The sequence below is a fragment of the Pseudoalteromonas sp. SR41-7 genome (genome assembly GCF_014163935.1).
GTDB classification, from domain to species: domain Bacteria; phylum Pseudomonadota; class Gammaproteobacteria; order Enterobacterales; family Alteromonadaceae; genus Pseudoalteromonas; species Pseudoalteromonas distincta.
This window is the reverse complement of sequence record NZ_JACJEF010000002.1, coordinates 289873-314149: the sequence shown is the minus strand read 5'-3', so window position 1 is coordinate 314149 and position 24277 is coordinate 289873. Positions and strand designations below refer to the sequence as shown.

Sequence of the window (24277 nt, the reverse complement as noted above, 5' to 3'; positions counted from 1 at the left end):
ATCAACACGTTTTTCAGCCTCAAAATAGATCACTTAATTAAGCGAATTGGTATTAAAAAGTAAGAATTTATAGCTATTAAAAAGCTTAAAGCTCATGCTATACAATAACCTAAAAAATATAAATACGGGTACTTAAGTCTATATTTAAATAGTTTATTTAATATCTAGAGCGTCGTTAAGCTTGGTATTACTCGGCTCGGTCTTAATTTAAAAACAAAAAAGCCTGCAATAAGCAGGCTTTTGAGTATTTAAATAATCAAATTTTACAAAACAATAATGCTTGTTACTAAGTACGCTAAAAACGTAAGGCCACCACCAAATAAGGCATACGGTAGCTGCGTTTTAACGTGGGTGAGTAAGTCACACCCCGATGCAATAGCCGATACAGCGCTGGTGTCGGATATAGGCGAGCAATGATCGCCAAATATACCACCACCCAAAATAGCACCAACAACAAGCGACGGCGGTAAACCTAGCGCTTGAATAAGTGGCACACCAATTGGGATTAATATAGCAAAAGTACCCCACGATGTACCTGTAGTAAACGACATTACCGCGCCAGTTAAAAACAGCACAGGTACGATTAAGTAAATAGGTAAGTAGTCGCCAACAAGTGATGCTACAAATACGCCAGTGCCCAACTCTTTTAAGCTTGCGCCGAGTGTAAGCGAAAGCAGTACAATGGCGACTAATGGCATTAATTCGCCCATACCTTTAAAACCGGTATCAACTAATTGATGATGCGTAAATTTACGTGAGCCAATCATTAAAAAGTAAGCGACAACAATGGCTAAAACCGTTGCATATAATACTGATTTAGAGCCGCTGCCCTCTGCTAATACACCATTTCCGGTGTAATACATAAAGCCAACCATGCTGGTAATAAGCGTAATAAGCGGGATTAACATGTAACGCGCTTTAGAGCCTTTTACTTCTTCTTTTAAGTCAGTTGTTTGAAGCTCTAGTTTTTCTTCGGCTTCTTTCATTGGGCCATGCACTTTATCAAACGCGATGGTATAAAAAACAATGGCAAGGGTAATTATGGCGTAAAAGTTATACCCTACGCTGCCCCATAACACCGATACAGCCGACTCACCTAGCTCGTAGTTACCTAACAAACCAAGTACAAACGCACCCCAGCCATTAAGCAGTATTAAAATACACACTGGCGCACTGGTGCTATCAATAATGTACGCTAGACGCGCTCGGCTCATTTTAAATTTGTCGAATAAGCCACGCGATAAAATCCCTGAGGTAAGTACGCTCAAGTTAGATTCTATAAACACCGCAATGCCGGTAAACATGGTTAAAAAGCCCACTTGGCGCTTACTTTTTGCAATACCTTTGTTCATTAACATATTAACAGTTGCTGCAACGCCGCCAGATTCGCGAATGTAGGCAAGCAGTGCACCAATTAAAATACTAAATATTAATATGCGTGTATTACCTGGCGAGCTGGCAACCGAAATAATACGTTCTATGGTATTTAAAAAAGTGTCAAACAAGCTATTACCTTCGCCCTGAAAAGCAAGTAAAAACTCAGAAGAAGCAACAGCAACAAGTAGCGCCATAATCACTTCTTTTCGCCAAAACACGATAGCAATCGCAATTAGCGGCGGTAAAATAGAATACCAATGCATAAAAAGTTAACCTTAATTATTAGCGAGCCACTCTCGCTTTGTACGCGTTTTATCGCTTATTTGTTAAGCCTAGCAGCATAAACTGGCTTAGATTTGTAAACCGCTTAGCTTAATGGATTGGCTTACTCAAGTCACCTGTAAATAAATCACTTAGAGTAATGCTGTTAGTACGTTTTAACCTATACGATAGCTTATTGATTTAGTAGCGCTTCATAAATAAGCGACACCACCGATCCATACTGCGCGGTTTCAAATTGTTTACCTGTAAATTCGTAACGTTTTAGCGAGCCTTTAATTGCACTATGGCGAGCATTGGTAAGTAAAACAATAGCCAAGTCGTAAGCGGGGTCTATTACGGTTACTGTGCCTGTCCAACCGGTGTGGCCATAAGCCTGCGCGCTTGCATAAGGGCCAAAGTGCCAGCGCCTTGCTTGGTTGTTACCAGCTAGCCTAAAGCCAAGCCCGTAGGTCTCATCGCTGCTTTGCGGCGTTAAAAATTGTGCTAAGGCACTGGCACTAAATAATTGTTGATCGCCGTAGCCGCCATTATTTAGTAATAGCTGGCAAAGCACGGCTAAGTCGTGAGCGTTACTAAACAACCCTGCATGCCCTGCTACGCCATCAAGTGAGTAGTAAGCGCGCTCATCATGCACTTGGCCTTGTAAAACAGTGGTACGAACATTATCAAACTTAATGCGCCCGTCTCGTGTGTTGCCGCTAAGCTCAGTGGCTGCAAATTGCTGCGGCTTAAAGCCTTTTTTAAGTGGATTAAATAACGTGTTAGTTAATTTTAATGGCGCGTACACTTGCTGCTCTAGGTATTCGTCAAGGGGCTGCCCAGTTATGCGCTCAATGAGTACGCCTAAAATCATGTAATCAATATCTGAGTAAACATGCTGCCCAGATGATTTACTACTAAAAGGCACGCTGGTAAGTAATAGCTGTTTGGTGGTTTTACTGTTTTGCGAATAAAACGCGTCGCCGTAGCTGCCATCTTTACGATGAAAGTCAAATACTGGCGGGTATCCAGCGCTGTGTGTGAGTAAGTCTTTTACTGTGCGCTTTGCTCGCCCTTCGCCTTTATATTCGCTTAGGTAGCTTTGCACGGGTTTATTAATATTTAACAGCCCTTCACTTACTAATTTCATAAGTGCAAAGTTTGTGGCAAATATTTTGGTGTTTGAGGCAAGATCAAACAAAGTATTAGTTTGCATGGGCTCTGGGCGTAGTAGCATTAAATCACTTTGCTGGTATTGCTTTGCATCGCCATAGGCGGTTAATTTTATTAGCTCGCCATTTTTAACAACGGCCAGCACAGCCCCAGGAAAACCTGCTTTAACATCGCGTTCAATTAATGTGTCTACTTCAGTAAAATCTATATGCTTTTTTGGTTCATCGCTTAAAGTAGGAAATGCAAAACGCAGCGTTAAACTTGCGCCAGCAGGGAGAATATTTTCAACTTTAAAGGTATTAACACCGTTGTGAGTATTTTTTGCCAAACTGTAATTGTATAAGGTGTTGGCGCTTAGTTGGTTAACGTCGAGCTTGTTATTATTAATGTAAATATCGGCGCTTTGTGCGTTATGGTTTTGTATTAATAATTGCCCGCGCCCTTTGTAAGCTTTAAACGTTCCTCGGTTATTTACATAAAACCGGCTACTTGGATTTACCTCAGGAAACGTTACAACCACTTGTGCATTAGGCAGCTCTACAAGTTGGCTTTTTGTAAGTGGTAGCACCGAGCTAATAGGCTCAGGTGGTGTACTACAACCCACAATAATAAAGCTCAATGCCGCTATAAATGCTTGTTTGATATAAGCACACCTTTGATATTTTACAGCAATAAACATGCTTAGCCCTTATTTATATAACAAGTAAGGCGCTCTTTGCGCTTTAAATTGCGCAAGCCCCGCCTGCCAGCTTTGTTTTATTTGCGCTTCTGATTGCCCTGCTTCAATAGCTAAGCGCAATTTATTAGTACCCGCTAGCTTATCCATAAAGTCAGCGCGCTCAAAAAACGAGATGTTATTTTTACTAAGCTCCGTGTACGCATTTATTAAGTAAGTTAAATTTAAACCTGAAATATTTGCTTGTCTTAAATCGAGCCCTTGCACGGTTTGGTTTTTAAATTTAGGGTTTAAAGCAGCGCCTTTAATTGCGCGCGGTGTAAAATTAAAATCACCTAATGCTACTGGCGAATAGCCAATTACTTGAAATGCAAAGTCGGTGCCTCTACCAATGCTAATAGGCGTTGCTTCAAAAAAGCAAAGTGATGGGTAAAGTGCAATCGCCTGATCGTTAGGTAAATTAGGGCTGGGTTTTACAGGCAAGCTATAAGTACTTTTGCGAGTGTAATGATCAACAGGGATCACAGTTAACTTTAAATCGGGCGCTTTATTGATCCAGCCCTCGCCCTTGATCATTTTGGCAAGCTCGCCAACGGTCATGCCGTGTAAAACAGGAATTGGGTGCATGCCTACAAACGATTTAAATTCTGGCTCTAATATTGGCCCATCAACGTAGGCGATATTTGGGCTGGGCCTGTCGAGCACCAAAAATTCTATCCCCTGCTCTGCAGCGGCTTCCATCATGTAGTGCATAGAGCTTATGTAGGTATAAAAACGCACTCCCACATCTTGAATGTCAAAAATAATGACATCAACATCGGCTAAAGCAGCTTGGCTTGGTTTTTTATTTTTACCGTAAATAGAAATAAGCGGAATACCAGTTTTACCATCAACAGCATTTTTCACATGGGCGCCCGCATCGTGATCGCCACGAAAGCCATGCTCAGGTGCAAAAATTTTAGTTATGTTTATGTTTTTAGTCAGTAGAGTATCTACTAAGTGAGTTTCCCCTACGCTTGATGTTTGATTGACTACTAGCCCTACACGTTTATTTTTTAACTGCGGTAAATATTTAGCATATTGCTGCGCACCTACTACAAGTGAGTTATTAGCTTCGTTGGCTTGCACACTTGCAATAAAAATGGCGCTAAAAATAAAAAACAACGTAATAAATAGGGTTTTAAACATACTGCAATATCCTTTTAAACAAGGCGTTTAAAATAACATAGGTAATAATAAAGAGCAGCTTTAGAAAAGGGTTAAGTGGGCTTGAGTAGATATAGTGATTAGAAGCTGTCGCTTCTCACGCGAGCAGGCTCAGCGTCTACAACGGATAAATAAACTCGGAGTTTAGATTTAAAGATTAGAGATGGTTTTGCTTGAAAATACCACCTCTCATTTTAAGCTTAAAGATCGTATTTAACCTTCTTAGAGCTAAACGCTTCTAGTTATTTAGTTTCTTGGTCAATGAACCACTTAAAGATCTATTATACAAAGAGAAGCGAAAGAGAAGTAAATGAGAAGACATAAACTCGGGTTTATTAGTTTAGCTTAGCTTTATTACTACCTCTAAAAGCGCAGCGCCTCTTAACCTCTTTGTGAATAAATTACTTATTTCTGGCGTTGCCAACGAATAAAATCTTATAAATTATATTTTTGAGGGGGGAATAGAAGCTGTCGCTTCTCACGCGAGCAAGCTCAGCGTCTACAACGGATGAATAAGCTCGGAGTTTAGATTTAACGATTAGGGATAGCTTTACTTGAAAATACCACCTCTCATTTTAAGCTTAAAGACCGTATTTAACCTTCTTAGAGCTAAACGCTTCTAGTTATTTAGTTTCTTGGTCAATGAACCACTTAAAGATCTATTATACAAAGAGAAGCGAAAGAGAAGTAAATGAGAAGACATAAACCCGGGTTTATTAGTTTTGCTTTATTACTACCTCTAAAAGCGCAGCGCCTCTTAACCTCTTTGTGAATAAATTACTTATTTCTGGCGTTGCCAACAAATAAAATCTTATAAATTATATTTTTGAGGGGGGATTAGAAGCTATCGCTTCTCACGCGAGCAAACTCAACGTCTACAACGGATAAATAAACTCGAAGTTTAGATTTAAAGATTAGGGATAGCTTTACTTGAAAATACCACCTCTCATTTTAAGCTTAAAGACCGTATTTAACCTTCTTAGAGCTAAACGCTTCTAGTTATTTAATTTCTTGGTCAATGAACCACTTAAAGATCTATTATACAAAGAGAAGCGAAAGAGAAGTAAATGAGAAGACATAAACTCGGGTTTATTAGTTTAGCTTAGCTTTATTACTACCTCTAAAAGCGCAGCGCCTCTTAACCTCTTTGTGAATAAATTACTTACTTCTGGCGTTGCCAACGAATAAAATCTTATAAATTATATTTTTGAGGGGGGGATAGAAGCTGTCGCTTCTCACGCGAGCAAGCTCAGCGTCTACCACAGATGAATAAGCTCGGAGTTTGGATTTATAACGATTAGCACTGGTTTTACTTGTAGGCTTACAGCTTGCTGACGCGACGAACGAAGCTCGTAAATAAAGTATCAGTTATATCGGTGGTAAGTAATTAGAAGCTGGCGCTTCTCACGCGAGCAAGCTCTGCGGCTACAGGAGTGGTAGCTTACATTTCACTTTATTTCAGGCACAAAAAAACCGACTTAATATCGGCTTGTTTATGAAAGTGGTGGGCGCAGGACGTATCTTGTAAGAGTGAACCTCCGACTGCTTGGTTCTCAATTCACCTAAACCTACACTTCACTTCACTTTATTTTAGGCACAAAAAAACCGACTTAATGTCGGCTTGTTTATGAAAGTGGTGGGCGCAGGAGGATTCGAACCTCCGACCGCTCGGTTCGTAGCCGAGTACTCTATCCAGCTGAGCTATGCACCCACTTTCATAGATTGCTTATTTAAACTCTAAGCAGAGCGTATTAATTCAGGCATAAAAAAACCGATTTCCATCGGTTTATTTTTCTTACACTTAAAAGTGTATGAAAACATGAAAGTGGTGGGCGCAGGAGGATTCGAACCTCCGACCGCTCGGTTCGTAGCCGAGTACTCTATCCAGCTGAGCTATGCACCCGCTTTCATTTTTACTATTACTTGTTTTTACTCTAAGTGAGAGTCTATAAAGTGGTGGGCGCAGGAGGATTCGAACCTCCGACCGCTCGGTTCGTAGCCGAGTACTCTATCCAGCTGAGCTATGCACCCACTTTATAGTTTACTTATTTTAACTCTAAGTAGAGCTTTTGCTTATTTAGACTCTAAGCGAGTTATTAAAGTATGGTGGGCGCAGGAGGATTCGAACCTCCGACCGCTCGGTTCGTAGCCGAGTACTCTATCCAGCTGAGCTATGCACCCATACTTTAAAATTTTACAAAACACGCCATTAAAAGAAATGGTGGAGAGGGAGGGATTCGAACCCTCGATAGAGCTACAAACTCTATACTCCCTTAGCAGGGGAGCTCCTTCGGCCACTCGGACACCTCTCCGTCTTGTGGGGCGTATAATAAAGATTTCAGAAAATATGTCAAACACTTTTCTACCAAAAACGACTATATGGTTATAGATTGCACATATGCTTGGTTTAAAAGTGTAATTAGTTTGAAATTTAAGCGGGTTACGTATTTTTATTTGAAGGATTAACACCTAGCACGGGAACTAAGTCATCAGTTAACTGAGCCAAATACTGTTCTTGGTAACCTAATTGTTGAAATTCAGCGATACAAGCACGGTAGTAAGCGTTTCGTTCTTGCTCTGATGTGCATTCTTCTGATAAATCATCTACTCGTTTGTCTTTCATACTATTATTCTAAGTCCTTTAAGAATCTATATTTAACTGCTAAATACCAGCAGTGTAAATTTCGTGCGTATTCTAGCTAAAACCTTTGTACAAACACAACATATGTTTAAAAAACAATCATACTAAAAAGTTATAGCACTGTTAGTTTTAATATTAAAAACTTCCAATAACAATAAGTTAGTGAAGCTGAATTGCACATTAATCAGCACTAATAACTACCTTTAATTTTTAGTGTAGTACTTATTAATTAAAACACTAATTATAAGTAAAAAAAACGCCGCTATTAAGCGGCGTTTATTAACTTACTTTGTTCTACTAAAGCTTAGTCAGCTTGTGGACGCATATGCGGGAACAAAATAACGTCTTTAATTGTTGATGAATCAGTAAACAACATTACTAAACGGTCAATACCAATACCTTCACCAGCCGTTGGCGGTAAGCCGTACTCTAGTGCGCGTATGTAGTCTTCGTCGTAGTGCATTGCTTCATCATCGCCTGCGTCTTTCTCTTCAACTTGACGAGTAAAGCGCTCAGCTTGATCCTGTGCATCGTTAAGCTCAGAGAAACCATTTGCAAGTTCACGGCCGCCAACAAAAAACTCAAAACGGTCGGTAACAAATGGGTTTTCGTCGTTACGGCGTGCAAGTGGTGATACTTCCCACGGGTAACCAGTAATAAACGTAGGTTGAATAAGCATGTGCTCTGCTGTTTCTTCAAATATTTCACAAAGAAACTTACCTGGACCCCAAACACAGTTTTCAGGAATTTTAACGTGCACTTGTTTAGCGTACGCTTTTAACTCTTCAAAATGGTTTTCTGGGTCGTTAAATACTGCAGCATCAAACTCAGGGTTATATTTTAAGATAGCATCCGCCATACTTAAACGTGTAAACGGTTGACCAAAGTCGTATTCAACTGAATCGATAACTTCGCCGTTTTCGTCCTTAGTTGTATTAACTACAATTGCACTACCTAGTACGTTTTCTGCAACAGTACGTAGCATATCTTCGGTGATGTTCATCAGGTCGATGTAATCAGCGTATGCTTGGTAAAATTCAATCATTGTAAATTCTGGGTTGTGACGTGTAGATAACCCTTCGTTACGGAAGTTACGGTTAATTTCAAATACACGATCAAAACCACCTACCACTAAGCGCTTTAAGTAAAGCTCTGGCGCTATACGTAGGTACATGTCGATATCAAGCGCGTTATGGTGAGTTACAAACGGACGCGCAGATGCACCACCAGGTATAACCTGTAGCATAGGTGTTTCTACTTCCATAAAGTCACGGTCTGCTAAAAAGCGACGAATGCCTTCAACTACTTGTGAGCGAATGCGGAATGTTTCGCGCGTTGCTTCGTTAGTAATTAAGTCAACATAACGTTGGCGGTACTTTGTTTCTTGATCTGATAAGCCATGGAATTTTTCAGGTAACGGGCGAAGTGACTTAGTTAGTAATTGATACTCAGTCATTTCTACGTATAAATCGCCTTTACCCGATTTATTCAACGCGCCTTTAACACCTATAATATCGCCAGTGTCTAGCTGACCATATTTTTCTTTAAGGTCTTTTTGAACATCTTTAGATGCATACGCTTGTACACGACCTTTCATGTCTTGAATTACAAAAAAAGGTCCACGCTTTGCTAAAATACGTCCAGCAATAGACACAACTTCTTGTAGTTCAACTAATTCTTCTTTGCTCTTATCACCAAACTGGGCTTGCAAATCAGCCGTGTAATGCTCACGACGGAATTGGTTTGGATGACCGTTGGCTGGGCAATTTTCGCGTATCGCGTCTAACTTGCCACGACGCTCAGCGATTAACTTGTTTTCGTCTTGGATTTTATCAGTCATTTTTTAGCTCTTTATTAGCTTGGTGGTTATAGGCCAGATTTAAGGCTGGCTTCAATAAATTTATCTAAGTTACCGTCAAGTACCGATTGGGTATTGCGGTTTTCAACGCCTGTGCGTAAATCTTTAATACGTGCGTCATCAAGTACGTATGAACGTATTTGGCTACCCCAACCTATATCAGATTTAGCGTCTTCTTGCGTTTGTTTCTCAGCATTTTGCTGCTGTAGCTCAAGCTCAAATAATTTAGCTTTTAACTGCTTCATCGCTTGGGCTTTATTTTTATGCTGTGAACGCTCGTTTTGACACTGCACTACGGTATTTGTTGGTACGTGAGTAATACGAACCGCCGATTCGGTGGTATTAACGTGCTGACCACCCGCGCCTGATGCACGGTAAACGTCTATACGTAGGTCTGACGGATTAATATCAATTTCAATATTATCGTCAATCTCTGGGTATACAAACGCAGAAGCAAATGAGGTATGACGACGACCACTTGAGTCAAACGGGCTTTTACGCACTAAACGGTGAACGCCTGTTTCTGTACGTAACCAACCGTAAGCGTATTCGCCAACAAAGCGAACTGTTGCGCCTTTAATACCGGCAACATCACCGTCGGTTGCTTCAACTAGCTCAACTTTAAAGCCTTTAGCCTCGCCCCAACGTAAATACATACGAAGTAGAATATTACACCAGTCTTGTGCTTCAGTGCCGCCAGAACCCGATTGTAAATCAAGGTACGCATCGTTTGAGTCATGAGGACCTGAAAACATACGACGAAACTCTAAACCTTCTAACTGCTCGTTTAGATCGCTAAGTTCGCTTTGTGCTTCATCAAAGGTATCTTGATCTTCGGCTTCTACAGCAAGTTCAAGTAGACCTTCAACGTCGTCAGTACCGGCTACAAGGTTGTCGATTGTTTCAACAACAGCCTCTAATGCTGATTTTTCACGGCCAAGCGCTTGTGCGCGTTCAGGCTCATTCCATACGGCTGAATCTTCAAGTTCGGCGTTAACTTCTTCTAGGCGTTCTTGTTTAAGAGCGTAGTCAAAGGTACCCCCGAAGCAATTCAGTACGTTCGCGAATTTCCTTGATTTGGTTAATCACAGGATTCACTTCAAACATGTACATCACTCCAAAATGGCTAGGTAATTGCGCCCCTTTACATGGGATTTTCGCAAAAAATTATCGTCAAATGATAAAAACGCCCGATTTTAACAAAAAACCGCGCGCTTTATTAGCCTTTTATGCATGATTTGTGCATATTTTTTAGTGCACTTTTTCAAGCTCTCTAACTATTAATTGCAGCGTAAATTTACCTCTAAACTCATTTATATCGAGTTGATAGGCTACTTTTACAAACTTCGCTTCTGTGTCGGGCCATTCTTTTACATCAATACCAAAGGCAATGGCGTCAACTAATCGCCCTGATTGATGCTTTAATACAAGTTTTAAGTGCTTTTCGCCGACTATGCGCTGCTGTATTACTTCAAATGTGTGCTCAAATACCGGCTCAGGAAATTGCTGCCCCCACGGACCCGATTGCTTTAATAGCTGAGCAAACTCCATCGTAAAGCAGTCGTTTGGCAGCTCACCGTCGGTAAATACAATGCAGCGTTTACTTTCTTCACTCAGTTGCGCACTCACAGCAGCATCAAACGCTTTTTTAAAGTCATTAAAGTGTTGCTCATTAATACTTAAACCAGCGGCCATTGCATGGCCACCAAACTTATTAATTAAGTGTGGGTCGGCTGTATTTAGCCCTTCGAGTAAGTCGCGCATGTGCAACCCTTCTATAGAGCGGCACGAACCTTTTATTTCACCGTTTTCGCCACCAGCAAATATAACGGTTGGTCGGTGGTATTTTTCTTTTAAGCGACCAGCCAAAATGCCAATAACACCTTGATGCCAATCGTCTTGAAACAAGCAGATTGCATCAGGGACGTTATCGTCGCTAAATGCGAGTCTATCAAGCACGGCTTGCGCCTCGGCTTGCATGCCTTGTTCTATTTCGCGCCTTGCAAAGTTTAAGCTATCGAGCTCGCTGGCAATACTACGTGCTTGATTTATATCGGTGCTAAGTAAGCATGCTATACCCAAACTCATGTCGTCTAATCGCCCTGCTGCATTTAAACGCGGCGCAAGTGAAAAGCCAAAGTCGCTTGCGCTTAAGCGCGCAGCATTGCGGTTAGCCACTTCAATAAGCGCGGTGATGCCAGGGCGTGTTTTACCACTGCGAATACGTGCTAAACCTTGATGTACTAAGGTGCGGTTATTTGCATCAAGTGCGACCACGTCAGCAACCGTACCAAGCGCTACAATGTCGAGCAAGTTAGCTAAATTAGGCGGCGGTTGCTGCTCAAAATAACCAAGGTCTCGCATTATGCTTCTCAGTGCTATTAGTAAGTAAAAAGCAACGCCAACGCCTGCTATAGATTTAGACGGGAAGTTACATTCGTGCCTATTTGGATTTACTATTGCATCGGCATTTGGCAGCTGCTCACCTTGTAAGTGATGATCTGTTACCAGCACTTTAATACCAACCGCTTTTAAAATATCAATACCAGCAATACACGATATGCCGTTATCTACGGTGATCACTAAATCAGGCTTTATTTGTACTATTTGCTCTGCAAGTGCGGGGCTTAAACCATAACCTAAGCTAAACCGGTCAGGAATTAAGTAATCTAAATGCTTAAAGCCAAACATCTCAAGGCCTTGCATTAATGTTGCAGTACTTGTTGCGCCATCAGCATCAAAATCGCCGACTATTAATATTTGGCTTTGCGCTTTTAATGCTTCAATTAATAAATCGCTGGCTTTGTCGATATCTTTAAACAATTTAAAATCGTGAAGCGTAGCTACGCTGTTATTTAGCTCGTCGGCATTAAATACATTGCGGTTAGCATAAATTTGTTTAATTACAGGGTGTAAATTACTCGGTAGATGCGAGTCGTCAACGTTTTCACGCGCAATGATTAGTTTTTTCATGCAGAGTTTTAACTTATTGGGTCGTATTAAAAAGACAAAAAAAGGCCATTAAGGCCTTTTTATTAGCTATAAAACGTATTACGACGCTTTGTTAGCATCTAATGCTGCTTTTAGTGCTGCTGCTGGCTGGTAACCTGGGATCATCGTACCATCTTCTAAAATAATGGCAGGTGTGCCGCTAATACCAAAGCTTTGACCAAGCTGGTAATGCTCTGCAACCGGTGCGCTACAGCCTGCAACTACTTTAGTGCTTGTACCCGACTTAGCTTCTGTTAGTGCTTCTTGCTGATCGCGTGCACACCATACGTTCATTAAATCGGCATAGCCTGAACCTTGTAAGCCACCACGTGGAAACGCAAGGTACTTAACGGTAATACCCGCATCAAGTAAATCGTCTAACTCGCGATGTAATTTACGACAGTAACCACAGCTAATGTCGGTAAATACGGTAATACTGTGTTTTTCGTTTGGTGCTTTGTACACAATCATCGAATCTTCGTATTCTTTAATGCCCTCAACACGCACGCCGTTTAATGCTTGCTCTGTTAAGTTGTTACGATTATTTAAATCGATTAACGTACCTTGCATTAAAAATTGACCATCTGGACTTGCGTAAAGTACGCCCTTATTAGTGATCAACTCTTTTAAGCCCGCGACTGGGCTTGGGTTAATTTGCTTTACAGTTACACCAAGCTCGGCAAATTTAGTAATAATAGGATCATTAGCATCTGGTGTTACAGCAACGCCATTTGCAAATGCACTAATACTTGTGCACAACATGGCACCTGCTAACATTAATTTTTTCATAACTTCTCTCTATCCTAAAAACACTTAATATATTGACCGGCTTAATAATATTTACTTTCAAACTTACGCTCGCGGATGATGCTCTGCGTGTACCGACTTTAACCGTTCATTGGCAACATGGGTATAAATTTGCGTCGTTGATAAATCGCTATGGCCCAACATCATTTGTACCACACGTAAATCTGCCCCATGATTTAATAAGTGCGTAGCAAAAGCATGGCGCATGGTATGGGGCGATAATGGAGACTCAACTGATGCCAAAATAGCATAGTGTTTAATTCTATGCCAAAAGGTTTGTCGCGTCATGCCTACTCCGCGCTTAGATGGGAACACAAAATCGGTGGCGTGTTTTATCATTTGTGCACGCCCACCCTTTAAAAATTGCTCCAGCCAATACATGGCTTCTTCACCCAATGGCACTAAGCGCTCTTTGTTACCCTTGCCTTTTACAAACACCACCGCTTGGCGCAAATTAATTTGCTCCATACGAAGCCCAACAAGCTCACTTACACGCAACCCCGTTGCATAAAGTAGCTCTAGCATGGCTTTGTCGCGCAGTCCCATCGCTTCTTCTGTGTTGGGCGCATTTAACAATGCCTCAACTTCAGCTTCTGAGAGTGTTTTAGGTAACGACTGTCCGGCTTTTGGTTGAGCAATGTTTAGCATCGGCGAATCACTAATTATTTTTTCGCGCACAAAATACTGATAAAAACGCTTTAGCGCACTAATGCTACGTGCTGTACTGCGTGGTTTTAAACCTAAATCAACTCGATGGGCTAAGTAGCTTTCTATGTCTAGCCCCGTTACCGTCATTAAATTTTCGCCCTTTAAAAATAGGCAAAACTTATCTAAATCACTGCGATAAGCGCTTAATGTATTTTCGCTTACGCCTTGTTCTAAGTACAGGCTATCTAAAAAGGTTTCTAGGTAGTCGCTATTACTGCTCATACTGCTGTTATTTTCAAAAGAATCGTCAGATAGCGTTGTCACATTATGCTCTCATGCTTTGCTAAGGTATCAATTAAAAATACCTTACGGTAAACTTGAGCCTATCATATCAGGCAATTACACAGTGATAAATACGATGCAAATTGGTTTATTTTTTGGTTCTACTACGTGCTACACCGAAATGGCAGCAGAAAAGATTCGCGACATTATTGGTGCCGATATAGTTACCCTGCACAATATTAAAGACGAGCCACTAAAAAATGCAGAGCAGTACGACTTTATCATCTTTGGTATTTCAACATGGGATTTTGGTGAAATACAAGAAGACTGGGAGTCAAAGTGGGACGACATAGCCGACGTAAACCTAAATGGTAAAACCATTGCTTTATTTGGCATGGGCGATCAACAAGGTTACGGGCAATGGTTTCAAGATGCGCTAGGCATGCTACACGACGAAATAAATACGCAAACATTTACTCAACTTGGTTTTTGGCCAAACGACAGTAGTTACGAGTTTGAAGCTTCAAAAGCATTAACGCCTGATGGTAAACAGTTTGTAGGACTCGCGCTCGACGAAGACAGTCAATACGAGCTAAGCGATGAGCGTATTGCAACATGGGTTGAACAGGTAATGACTGAATATAGCGAAACGCTTTAATTAATTAGCTAATAAGTAAAAAGCCCGCAACTAGTTTAGTTGCGGGCTTTTTAACTAGGGTCTGTTGATCTTTTAAGGTTAAATTTGCAGCAGTCTGTTTGGTATTTAGGCAAGACAGAGCCTATGCAGTGTGGTTATTCCCCATAAATGGGCGATAACGCAGCATAAATGCCAAACATGCACTGCCCTCTGGGTTCTTTCTAGGGGCGATCAACTCTTTGTTGCCTACATGGATGTAGGTAAGGGGCGTGAGCAGGACGCGGAAGCTTTGCTCGGTTTTTACTTAGCCCACTAGGTTACAAATCTCGCGCCGCGATTAAATAGCCCCTAGTTTGAACAAATTTTAATCCGCAAAGTTCAACAGACCCTAATAATATGAGTAATTTATTGAAACGTCATAACATTGGTCGTTTGTGGGTAATATCCATCAGCCATTACAATGTACGGCAATAAATTACTTAACCATTTTTGTTGTACGCTTTGGCTGTAATTTAAGTAAAGCTTACCTTCGTGAATATAAAATGCTTCTGGGTCAATCCCTACGGCATTCCCCTCATCAGCCATTGCATAAGCGCACCAGCCACCGTATTGCGGAGCATAACGCTTTGGGTTTTCTGCAAATGCCGTTTTGTTTTCTTCACTCGAAAAATGCCAGTCGGCACCTAAATAACTAAACGTATATTTGTCATTGCCTTTAATGGCTTTATTTTGGGTAAAATAAGCAACACTGTCGTACCCTTTAATAGCCGTGTTATTAAACCAACCCGTGTTTACAGCATCATCCTTTGCGTTTGCCGCACCGCTTATTAACAGTGTGCTAAGCATTATTAAAGCAACTATGTACTTAATCATATTTTACCCTTTTATTTACTCAAAGTTTTATGCCAATTAAATATGGCAGGCTTAGTGAGTAAGAAAGGCAAAGCGCAAAAATGATTTCAGTTAATACTTAATTATTTAACGCCCAGTGATTAAATAAGTAGTAAAACTTACTCTACTTTTAGCCAATATTGGTTTCGGTAAAAAAAGCCAATGTAGCCGCGTACTTCGAGCTTTTTACCTTCATCTTGCGGGGTTAATTGTAAGGTGTAGGTTTTACCATTTGTTGGGTCGAGTATTTCACCGTCTCCCCAGATGCCATCATCTTGTGCTTTTACATCAGTGATTATAGTCATTCCTAAAATAGGCTGATCTTTTAGCTCATCATCACACTTACTGCATATATCATTTTGTTTTGCAGGGTTAAGAATTGTTTCAACTTTACCGCTTAAAGTACCGTTGGTTTGGGTAATACGTACATACGACTTAGCTTGGTTTGTATCCTCGTCAATCGTTTTCCAAAGCCCTACAGGCGTAATAGCAGCAAACACACCTTGGCTTGCAAAAATGGTGGCTGCTAACGTGCTAAGTAATGCTAATTTATTTAACTTTTTCATTGTGTTGCCTTTTAAATTAAGTGGCCAATGGCTAAATCATATCAGGTGATTTATAAACACACTATTAAAGCACTGTACATAAAATAAAAAACTAAAAGAAAAAACCTAAACTAATAATCATTAGTTTAGGTTTAAGGGGCAGTAGCATAAAAAAAAGTTACGTATTACCTCACTTTAAAAACAACATCCCCTATTTTTAGATTTGAATATTCAGGCTCAACTAAAGATAATTCGTTATTATCAATCATGCTTTTAAGGTATCTAATCTCTTCAGGATTTTCGACATTCATATACCTTGAGCGCCACTTACCCATGTCGAATAACCAGAAATATGCGGATATATTTTCATTACTTTCGTCAATCACTATAAAATCGAGTTCATCATCTTTGTTTAAATCCATGCCAATGAAATAGTAAGTATGTTCTTTTAAAGAGTTACGATCGTAAAAATGTTGTTCAGAAAATACTGCCTCTATTAAACCTTGAGGTATTAGCGCTTGTGATGGCCAAAATACACTGCGCTCAATAAAATCATCGACTGTGTGTTCAAGCGTTAAAGCAAACTCATTATTTACATACATCCTATCGATGATAGCGTATTGCTCTGGGTGACTCGTTTCAATTTTCTGTTTTAATAACTGCATAGCTAAATAACCTTGGCGACCTAAGCTGTGCTCAAAATAGTAATAGTCAAACTTTTCTATTGTTACTTTATCTGCATCTAAACGCGCTATTTGGCTGTTTGTAGATAAGCTTTGAAAATTTAATAAAGGGGAGTTAACAGCAAGCATACTAACGAGCACCACCCACCCCATCACAATATTTATTTTGCTAAGCGGCTCTAGCCAATTGTCTCGCTTTGTTATAATTCCAACAAGATAACTAAACGAAAAACACGCCAATAAAAACCAAATTAAAATGCCCCAACAACGATCTACTGTTAGCCCATGCTGCTCTACCCGTAAGTAAATTCCATAAGCAGAAATAACACTATAAACTGGAAGTAACGCAACGCTTATAAAAACGAGTCGGTGCAAGAGCATGTGATAAGGGCGAACTGATGAGTCATCTTTATAAACAGTGTTAACAAAAAACAACGTGAGCACCTGCAGCCACATTACTAATAAACTGCCACTTCCGGTCTCCCATAATTTATTGAGTCCGGTAAAAGGAAGTGTTGCTAAAAAACCGAGAGAAATAACTGATAAAACAGGCAATAAAAACTTAATTAAAGTTTGTAGTAAAAAAGCGATATTATCTTCAATGTTCAAAAGCTTTCTAAATATGACACTCGCAAAGGCAAATGCGAGCGTTAAGGTTGGGATCCAAAACCATTCATTTCTTAGTAGCTCAGAGAAAAATTCTATATCTAAAATATCAAATAAAGCCGCACCTAAATTTAGAATTCCCCAAAAAATAAGTACAAACAGCCAGCATTCTCCAAATATTATAAAATTACGCCAAGAGAGCTTAAATAAACGACTGTAACTAACATTTTCTGAGCTACCAAATTGTTGTATGTACATAAGGCCTTTAAAGCCAGCTATTAAACTAGTAAAAATAAAAACTGACATTAAAGTGTTATTACTTACGTACTCTTGAGGCTCTTGCTGAAAGCCAACATACGCCCCCAATAAAGATAACAACAAGGAAAAAGGAAGGATTAAAAGCAACGACGTTTTTATATTATTTTTATTAACGGTCATTAGCATTAATAAAGGAAAGCTCATAGAAAATGTAATAAGTGAGACTAACCATGTAGGGCTTGTTGCTGGCCACACATTATTTTCTATACTGCTATACAAAAGGGTAAGAGCAATAGCCTGTAATACGGCAAGTATAATTATAAAAGATTTTGGTAACTGACTATCCATATCTGTTCTCAACAATGGTTTTAGTCAGTTTGCGTTATTCGTTCCTATTTTACAATTGCTTCACATTTTCAAATAAAATGCTTTGCATAGGGCTATATAATCAGCAGTGTAGGTATTATCTAAGTTTCTAATACACAGAATTGATGTTTCTATATCGCTTTTTACGTAGCTAAATGCCATTAAACTGCGGCTAATATCTTTATTGGGCGTGGCTTTTACTTGGCAATGAGTATTTAAATAAAGCCCATTTTGAGTAGCAAGCTCAATAAATAATGCACCTTCAACGCTTGGGAGTATTAAGCTAAAGCGAGAGCGGCTATGGCTTAAACGTTTAAACGCATTTATTAACTCTTCAAAACTTAAGCCGTCGGTATGGCGCGCGGTATTACGCGCAGCATTATAGCCTTTTAAACTGTGATTAAAATACGGTGGATTAGAGATAACAACATCAAATTTAACTTCACTACTAAAGCTTTGAATAGTTTGGTGCTTAATACTTATTGTTGGCCACGGACTATTAGCTACATTTTGTAATGCTTGGGTATAGGCGCTTTCGTCAATTTCTACCGCAGTTATATCAAGCTCATTACTGCGCTGCTTACACATTAATGCTAGTAAGCCGGTGCCAGTGCCTATATCAAGTAATGACTTTGCACCGCTTAAATTAGCCCATGCGCCAAGCAAAATGCCATCGGTAGAAACTTTCATTGCACAGTGGTCGTGTTCAACTTTAAATTGTTTAAATACAAAACCAGACATTTTTTCACCTTTTCATTCACCAAGCGCAGCATAGCGCGTATAATCAGGGTAATTGTCCCTTATTTTAGACACTCTATGCAATTTTCTGAATTTGATCTTGATAACAAGCTACTCGATGCCATTAATAAAATGGGCTACGAGACGCCAACCAGCATTCAACAACAAGCTATTCCTGAAGCACTACAGGGGCGCGATATTTTAGCATCTGCGCCTACTGGTACAGGTAAAACAGCGGCATTTTTAATTCCGGCTATTCAGTACTTACTGGATTTCCCACGTCGTGATCCTGGTTTTGCGCGCGTCCTCGTTATGACCCCGACTCGTGAGTTGGCTTATCAAATTCATGAACAATGTGAACTGTTAGCTAAACGCACACACCTAAAAATTGGTGTAGTAACAGGCGGTATTAACTACGGCACGCATAAAGAAATTTTCGAAAAAAATAACGATATTTTAATCGCCACACCAGGTCGATTAATGGAATACCTAGAAACCGAAAACTTTCATGCTGAACACGTAGAAATGCTTATTATCGATGAAGCAGATCGCATGTTAGACATGGGTTTCAAAAAAGAAATGAGCCGTATTTGTGACGAAGCTAAAAATCGTCGCCAATGTTTTTTATTCTCAGCAACACTCGAAGGTGACAGCGTAGAAAGGTTTGCTGAAAAAACATTAAACGACCCTGCACTGCTTGAAGCTGAATCGTCACGTAAAGAAAAAGCTAAAATTCACCAGTGGGTACATTTAGCCGATGACTATCATCATAAACTAGAGCTTTTAGTAAATACCTTAAATGGTCCAGACGTGACTAAAGCAATTGTATTTGTTAAAACCCGTGAGCGTTTAGAAACACTGATTGGCGAGCTAACCAATAATGGCGTTAAAGCAGCTTGGTTACGCGGCGAAATGCCACAAGACAAACGTATGAAAGCCATGGAAAACTTCCACAGTGGTAAAACACGTATCTTAATTGCTACCGACGTAGCTGCACGTGGTATTGACGTATCTGACATCAGCCACGTTATTAACTTTGATATGCCGCGCACTGCCGACGTATACGTACACCGTATTGGTCGTACTGGCCGTGCTGGTAAAAAAGGGATTGCAATATCGTTAGTTGAAGCACACGACATTGGTATTTTGTATAAAGTAGAGCGCTACGTTGAACAAAAACTAAAACGCCGTGTAATTAAAGGTGTTGAGCCACAGCATAAAGAAGCTAAGCCACCGGCTAAAAAGCGTAAAGATCCAGTAAAAATGAAAGCCAAGAAAAAGGCCAAGGTTAAAAAGAAAAAGTAACCTAACATATTTTTATTCTAAGCCGACTTTTGTCGGCTTTTTTAATGCAAGCCTTACAGGCTCTGGTGTTTGTACCTGTTACATATGTAACCCAAGCATGTAACTCATACTCATTTAAATGTAATTTTTGCCCACCTTAATTCCCACTTAATAAAATTACCTTATATTTCATAGCGTTAATATTGGCACCGAAATTGTAACTACAAAGATAACCTAGCCGATGGAATTTCCATTTTGTGGCTGCACTATTCACCGTAATGTAAGGATTAAGTTATGAACCGCTTCAAGTTAACTATCGCTTTAGTATCATTTTGTTGTTTATTTTTATTAGCTTGCGCTACAAAGGTAAGTGCAGCAACCAATATGGCCGTAGTAAGCAGTGTAGCCACTCAACCTAACCTACAACAAACTATCACCAACACCCTACGAACTAACCCTAACCTAGCGTTAAGTGATATTCGTGTGCAGGTAAAAAATGGTGAAGTAGATTTATACGGTGAAGCACAAACTGGTTTTCAGCGCGCACTAGCTCAAAAATTTCTAGAAAATATAGATGGGGTTAAAATCATTCGTAACAAAATTAGCGTTATTTAATACGCACCACAAAACCTATTTGTATAACTAATTCATAAGCGCGGCTTGTTACTCCAACACAAGCTGCGCTTTTTTATATTCTGTTTTAAGGCAAATTTTGCAGCTGTGAAGAAGATAAAATAAAGCCTAAGCAATACGATTATTCCTCCCCCTAAAACGATAGCTCACACTTATACTTAAGAAGATAGATTTAGAATTGACGCTAGCGTGTTTGTCTTTGCTCTTTTAACCCTTAAGTTAACCCAATTGATACTGAAAAAGCTTACACAGATTCTTTAGCCGACCTAACGGGCTTAAAAAGGATGATTTATTTAGTTATTGAAATAGATGAGAGCGTTTTTTCAGAGTGTGCGGCAAGGCAGTAAAAAAATCGTTGGGTAAACACTAATCTTACTTGTTAATACTCCCATGGCCAAACGCAACTAATCTGAATTGATATTCAATAAACACAAAACTAGGTATTTAAACTTTTAGCTAATAATCCATTTATAAAAAAGCGCAATTTTACTCTGTAAAATTGCGCTGTTGGTAAGTAACTATTTCCCAATGCTTTTGCCTAATGAGTTTTAACTAAATTACTCACTTTGGCTAGAGTCAGCACCGTCGCTACTGTCTTTATTGGATGACTGCTGGCTTATTTTATCGCTTATCATGGCATCGAGTTTCTCACCGCCTTTAATACCAAAATCTAAAGTACGAATTGGGAAAGGAATACTAATATCAGCTTCGTCTAATGCTTGCTTAACGGCAACAACACCTTTGTGGCGTACCGTCATAAAGTCAGGCTCGCCTGGGTATTTAATCCAAAACCACACCAGTAAGTTAATGCTGCTGTCGCCAAAACCTTCAGCGTATACAGCGGTTTCGTCTTTACGTATTACAAAGTCAAATTCGTTAATTTTATCGACTATAACGTCTTTTGCTTTTTCTATGTCGTCGCCATACGAAATACCTACGGGTACTTCTATACGTCTTATACCTAGCGTGGTGTAATTTTTTAGTACATTTCTAAATAAGACTTTGTTTGGTACAAGTATTAGTTGCCCGTAAAAGCTCTCTATTAGCGTGTTACGTAGGTTTATAGAATGCACCGAACCAAACACATCATCGGTTTCTATTACATCACCTGTTTTAAATGGCTTACGTACACCCATTGCTATACCTGCAATTAGGTTTTCGGTCATGTCTTGAAACGCAAAACCAATGGCTAAACCCACAATACCCGCACCAGCAAGTAGCGAAGTAACAGTGCCTTTTAAGCCAACAAAATCGAGCGCTATAAATAAACCTATGCACAACACAATAACTTTAAATATTGACGCCATTAAGTCAGCAATTTGCGTTGAATCGAGAGAGCGGCGCAACACGTTTTTCATCAGCTTGCCAGCAAAGCGCGCCAATATTGAAAATACTATGGCAATTACAATTGCCACTATAAAATTAGGGATATGGCTGATAACAACATCAAACCACCCTCCGAGCTTTTCCTCTATTAGTTTTTCGGCTTCGCCAACTGACGGAATACTGATCATTTTGTTTGCACCTATTTAATTAATAATCTCATTAATATTAGATATAGTTGCAAATATAACGCCAGTATCAAAAAAGCCATGCAATGCATGGCTTTTCAATTGTTTATTTAAGCTTATGACCTAATTTTGTTCGTCACGCATAAATACCGGCTCAAGCTCTTTAACTGTTGCCTCAGGGCTAAAGTAATAACCCGCCACAGTAAACTCTTTAAGTTGGCTTAATTGCGTTACTTTATTTTCGATAATGTAGCGCGCCATCATGCCGCGTGCTTTTTTAGCGTAAAAGCTAATTACCTTGTATTGACCGTTTTTACAGTCTTTAAAGTGTGGGGTAATAATTTGTGCATTTAATGCTTTTTTATCTACCGCTTTAAAGTATTCGTTTGAAGCAAGGTTAACTAAGTATTGCGCGTCTTGTGCTTTTAATACGTCGTTTAGTTTGTTCGCTATTACGCTGCCCCAAAACTCGTATAAGTTTTTGCCACGCGAGTTTTCAAGCTTGGTGCCCATTTCAAGACGGTAAGCTTGCATTAAATCAAGTGGTTTTAATAAGCCGTATAAGCCAGAAAGGATACGTAAATGGTTTTGTGCGTAATCAAGCTCGCTAGCTTTAAGCGTGCTTGCATCTAAACCGCCGTATACATCGCCATTAAAGGCAAGCACTGCTTGTTTAGCATTACTTTGTGTAAACGGCTGTGCCCACTCACTAAAGCGTGCTGCGTTAAGCCCAGATAGCTTATCGCTAATTTTCATTAAACTGCCAATTTGCGCTGGTGTTAGTTCACGGCATACTTTCATGAGCTCTTCGCTGTGCTCTAGTAATTCAGGCTGAGTGAACTTGTCTGTTGCGGGTGGCGTTTCGTAATCAAGATTTTTTGCAGGTGAAATAACAGTGATCATAGTTAGCTATTGACTTGTAATTTATTTAGTGTCAATTTCAACATTAAATGAAACGAAAAGCACGTTTTGTTTAAATAAATCCTCTCTTAATAACCCATGCATTGCCGTTTTTCTATTGATAAGGACATAAGACCTATCAAGCATTGTCACACTGTTGCAGTATGGATTGTATATATTAAGAGTGATTAGATTTTTCTTTTAACTTGCTTGGAATGAGGAAAGCAAATGACTTCAGCTCTACAAAGGCTAAAACAACATTCATCTATCGTAGCCGACACTGGTGATATTGAAGCTATTAAAAAGCATCAACCAGAAGATGCAACTACAAACCCGTCGCTTTTATTAAAAGCGAGCGAGATTGAAGCATATAAGCCTTACCTAGATAAAGCTTGGAGCTATGCAAAAGAAACCGAGCAAGAGCCAGCTAAACAACTTGAACTAGCATGTGATTACTTTGCCGTGTTACTTGGTAAAGAAATTAGTGAGATTGTTCCTGGTTATATTTCTACTGAAGTAGATGCACGCCTTTCGTTTAATACGCAAGCGACTATTGATAAAGCACATACCCTACTTAGCCTTTACGAAAAAGAAGGTGTAAGCAAAGATAAAATTTTAATCAAAGTAGCGTCTACGTGGGAAGGCATTAAAGCCGCTGAGCAGCTAGAAAAAGAAGGTACTAAATGTAACCTTACTTTATTATTTAGCGATGCCCAAGCTCGCGCATGTGCCGATGCAAACGTATTTCTAATTTCGCCATTTGTTGGTCGTATTTTAGATTGGCATGTTGCTAACGGTATGGAAAAACCAACCGATCCGCTACAAGATCCAGGTGTTCAGTCTGTACGCAGCATTTTTGAATTTTACAAACGCCATGACTACAAAACAGTTGTGATGGGTGCAAGTTTCCGTAATACAGGCGAAATTATTGCACTTACAGGTTGTGACAAGCTAACTATTAGCCCTAATCTTTTAGAAGATTTAGGTAACCTTGAAGGCGCACAGGAATACTTGCTAGAAACAGATATTCCTAAAGAGCCAAAACCAGAACCACTTACAGAAGCGCAGTTCCGTTGGTTACATAACCAAGATGCTATGGCTACTGAAAAACTGGCTGAAGGTATTCGCTCTTTTGCTGATGCACAAGAACAACTAGAAGCGCGTTTTAAAGCAATGTAATTTGCTATAATCGTGTTTTAGAAAACGTCGCAATAGCGGCGTTTTTTTATGCCTAAAATTGGCTACTTCTCTATTTAACCTTCATATAATCTTCGTATAAACCTTCATCAATTAATCACACTTATG

The 24277-nt window shown here is 39.7% G+C and carries 19 protein-coding genes and 5 tRNA genes; 4 read left to right on the top strand and 20 right to left on the bottom strand.

Annotation, left to right across the window (positions count from 1 at the left end; all coding sequences use genetic code 11):
• Positions 1–263: 263 nt before the first annotated feature.
• From H5092_RS04150 to xerD, 14 genes are all read right to left on the bottom strand, one after another.
• Positions 264–1640 carry a Na+/H+ antiporter NhaC family protein gene (locus H5092_RS04150; protein ID WP_149606911.1) on the bottom strand — a complete coding sequence of 459 codons (1377 nt, stop codon included), beginning with the start codon at positions 1638–1640 and terminating at the stop codon, positions 264–266.
• Between the two features lie 191 nt (positions 1641–1831).
• Positions 1832–3490: a penicillin binding protein PBP4B gene (gene pbp4b / locus H5092_RS04145; protein WP_182732942.1), complete on the bottom strand. Its 1659-nt coding sequence runs from the start codon at positions 3488–3490 to the stop codon at positions 1832–1834.
• 9 nt (positions 3491–3499) lie between these two features.
• Positions 3500–4675 (bottom strand): exo-beta-N-acetylmuramidase NamZ domain-containing protein, encoded by a 1176-nt coding sequence (locus H5092_RS04140; RefSeq protein ID WP_182732941.1) that lies wholly within the window; start codon positions 4673–4675, stop codon positions 3500–3502.
• A 1652-nt stretch (positions 4676–6327) separates the two neighbouring features.
• Positions 6328–6404 (bottom strand) — tRNA-Arg (locus H5092_RS04135).
• Positions 6405–6519: 115 nt separating this feature from the next.
• A tRNA-Arg gene (locus H5092_RS04130) sits at positions 6520–6596 on the bottom strand.
• A gap of 51 nt (positions 6597–6647) precedes the next feature.
• A tRNA-Arg gene (locus H5092_RS04125) sits at positions 6648–6724 on the bottom strand.
• Between the two features lie 73 nt (positions 6725–6797).
• Positions 6798–6874, bottom strand: a tRNA-Arg gene (locus H5092_RS04120).
• A 38-nt stretch (positions 6875–6912) separates the two neighbouring features.
• Positions 6913–7005: transfer RNA gene (locus H5092_RS04115), tRNA-Ser, on the bottom strand.
• Between the two features lie 128 nt (positions 7006–7133).
• Positions 7134–7316, bottom strand: coding sequence for a hypothetical protein (locus tag H5092_RS04110; protein WP_010553261.1), 183 nt, complete (start codon positions 7314–7316; stop codon positions 7134–7136).
• Positions 7317–7638: 322 nt separating this feature from the next.
• A complete protein-coding gene (gene lysS / locus H5092_RS04105) occupies positions 7639–9174 on the bottom strand; it encodes a lysine--tRNA ligase (protein ID WP_002961420.1) in 1536 nt (511 codons plus the stop codon).
• Positions 9175–9200: 26 nt separating this feature from the next.
• A protein-coding gene (prfB, locus tag H5092_RS04100) for a peptide chain release factor 2 (RefSeq protein WP_100218355.1) occupies positions 9201–10299 on the bottom strand; the annotation gives its coding sequence in 2 pieces (ribosomal slippage) (positions 9201–10223 and positions 10225–10299; 1098 coding nt in all).
• 144 nt (positions 10300–10443) lie between these two features.
• Entirely contained in the window at positions 10444–12165 is a 1722-nt protein-coding gene (gene recJ / locus H5092_RS04095) for a single-stranded-DNA-specific exonuclease RecJ (RefSeq protein ID WP_182732940.1), read from the bottom strand.
• Between the two features lie 78 nt (positions 12166–12243).
• Positions 12244–12972, bottom strand: a complete 729-nt coding sequence (gene dsbC, locus H5092_RS04090) for a bifunctional protein-disulfide isomerase/oxidoreductase DsbC (RefSeq protein WP_002961417.1) — start codon at positions 12970–12972, stop codon at positions 12244–12246.
• A gap of 63 nt (positions 12973–13035) precedes the next feature.
• Complete coding sequence (gene xerD, locus H5092_RS04085) at positions 13036–13962, bottom strand: site-specific tyrosine recombinase XerD (RefSeq protein WP_002961416.1); 927 nt, start codon at positions 13960–13962, stop codon at positions 13036–13038.
• 94 nt (positions 13963–14056) lie between these two features.
• Here xerD and fldB point away from each other — a divergent pair, with 94 nt between their 5' ends.
• Positions 14057–14578 (top strand): flavodoxin FldB, encoded by a 522-nt coding sequence (fldB, locus tag H5092_RS04080; RefSeq protein WP_024605911.1) that lies wholly within the window; start codon positions 14057–14059, stop codon positions 14576–14578.
• Positions 14579–14962: 384 nt separating this feature from the next.
• On the opposite strand, the gene H5092_RS04075 is transcribed toward fldB, so the two are convergent.
• From H5092_RS04075 to H5092_RS04060, 4 genes are all read right to left on the bottom strand, one after another.
• Complete coding sequence (locus H5092_RS04075; RefSeq protein ID WP_086993855.1) at positions 14963–15430, bottom strand: YHS domain-containing (seleno)protein; 468 nt, start codon at positions 15428–15430, stop codon at positions 14963–14965.
• A gap of 137 nt (positions 15431–15567) precedes the next feature.
• Positions 15568–16014, bottom strand: coding sequence for a DUF2147 domain-containing protein (locus tag H5092_RS04070; RefSeq protein WP_182732939.1), 447 nt, complete (start codon positions 16012–16014; stop codon positions 15568–15570).
• Positions 16015–16178: 164 nt separating this feature from the next.
• Positions 16179–17888: a DUF4153 domain-containing protein gene (locus H5092_RS04065; protein WP_007583759.1), complete on the bottom strand. Its 1710-nt coding sequence runs from the start codon at positions 17886–17888 to the stop codon at positions 16179–16181.
• Positions 17889–17948: 60 nt separating this feature from the next.
• Positions 17949–18647 (bottom strand): tRNA1(Val) (adenine(37)-N6)-methyltransferase, encoded by a 699-nt coding sequence (locus H5092_RS04060; RefSeq protein WP_165724259.1) that lies wholly within the window; start codon positions 18645–18647, stop codon positions 17949–17951.
• A 75-nt stretch (positions 18648–18722) separates the two neighbouring features.
• On the opposite strand from H5092_RS04060, the gene srmB reads away from it, so the two are divergent.
• Positions 18723–19949, top strand: coding sequence for an ATP-dependent RNA helicase SrmB (gene srmB, locus H5092_RS04055; protein WP_002961405.1), 1227 nt, complete (start codon positions 18723–18725; stop codon positions 19947–19949).
• A gap of 273 nt (positions 19950–20222) precedes the next feature.
• The gene (locus H5092_RS04050; RefSeq protein ID WP_002961403.1) at positions 20223–20543 is read left to right on the top strand and encodes a BON domain-containing protein; all 321 of its coding nucleotides are present in this window, start codon (positions 20223–20225) and stop codon (positions 20541–20543) included.
• 575 nt (positions 20544–21118) lie between these two features.
• Here the strand turns inward: H5092_RS04050 and H5092_RS04045 are convergent.
• Both H5092_RS04045 and yaaA read right to left on the bottom strand, forming a co-directional pair.
• On the bottom strand, positions 21119–22075 hold the full coding sequence (locus tag H5092_RS04045) for a mechanosensitive ion channel family protein (RefSeq protein WP_024596180.1): 957 nt from the start codon (positions 22073–22075) through the stop codon (positions 21119–21121).
• A 120-nt stretch (positions 22076–22195) separates the two neighbouring features.
• Complete coding sequence (gene yaaA / locus H5092_RS04040; RefSeq protein ID WP_002961399.1) at positions 22196–22975, bottom strand: peroxide stress protein YaaA; 780 nt, start codon at positions 22973–22975, stop codon at positions 22196–22198.
• Between the two features lie 225 nt (positions 22976–23200).
• Between yaaA and tal the strand changes: the two genes are divergently transcribed.
• On the top strand, positions 23201–24151 hold the full coding sequence (tal, locus tag H5092_RS04035; RefSeq protein WP_002961397.1) for a transaldolase: 951 nt from the start codon (positions 23201–23203) through the stop codon (positions 24149–24151).
• The last annotated feature ends 126 nt before the right edge of the window (positions 24152–24277 follow it).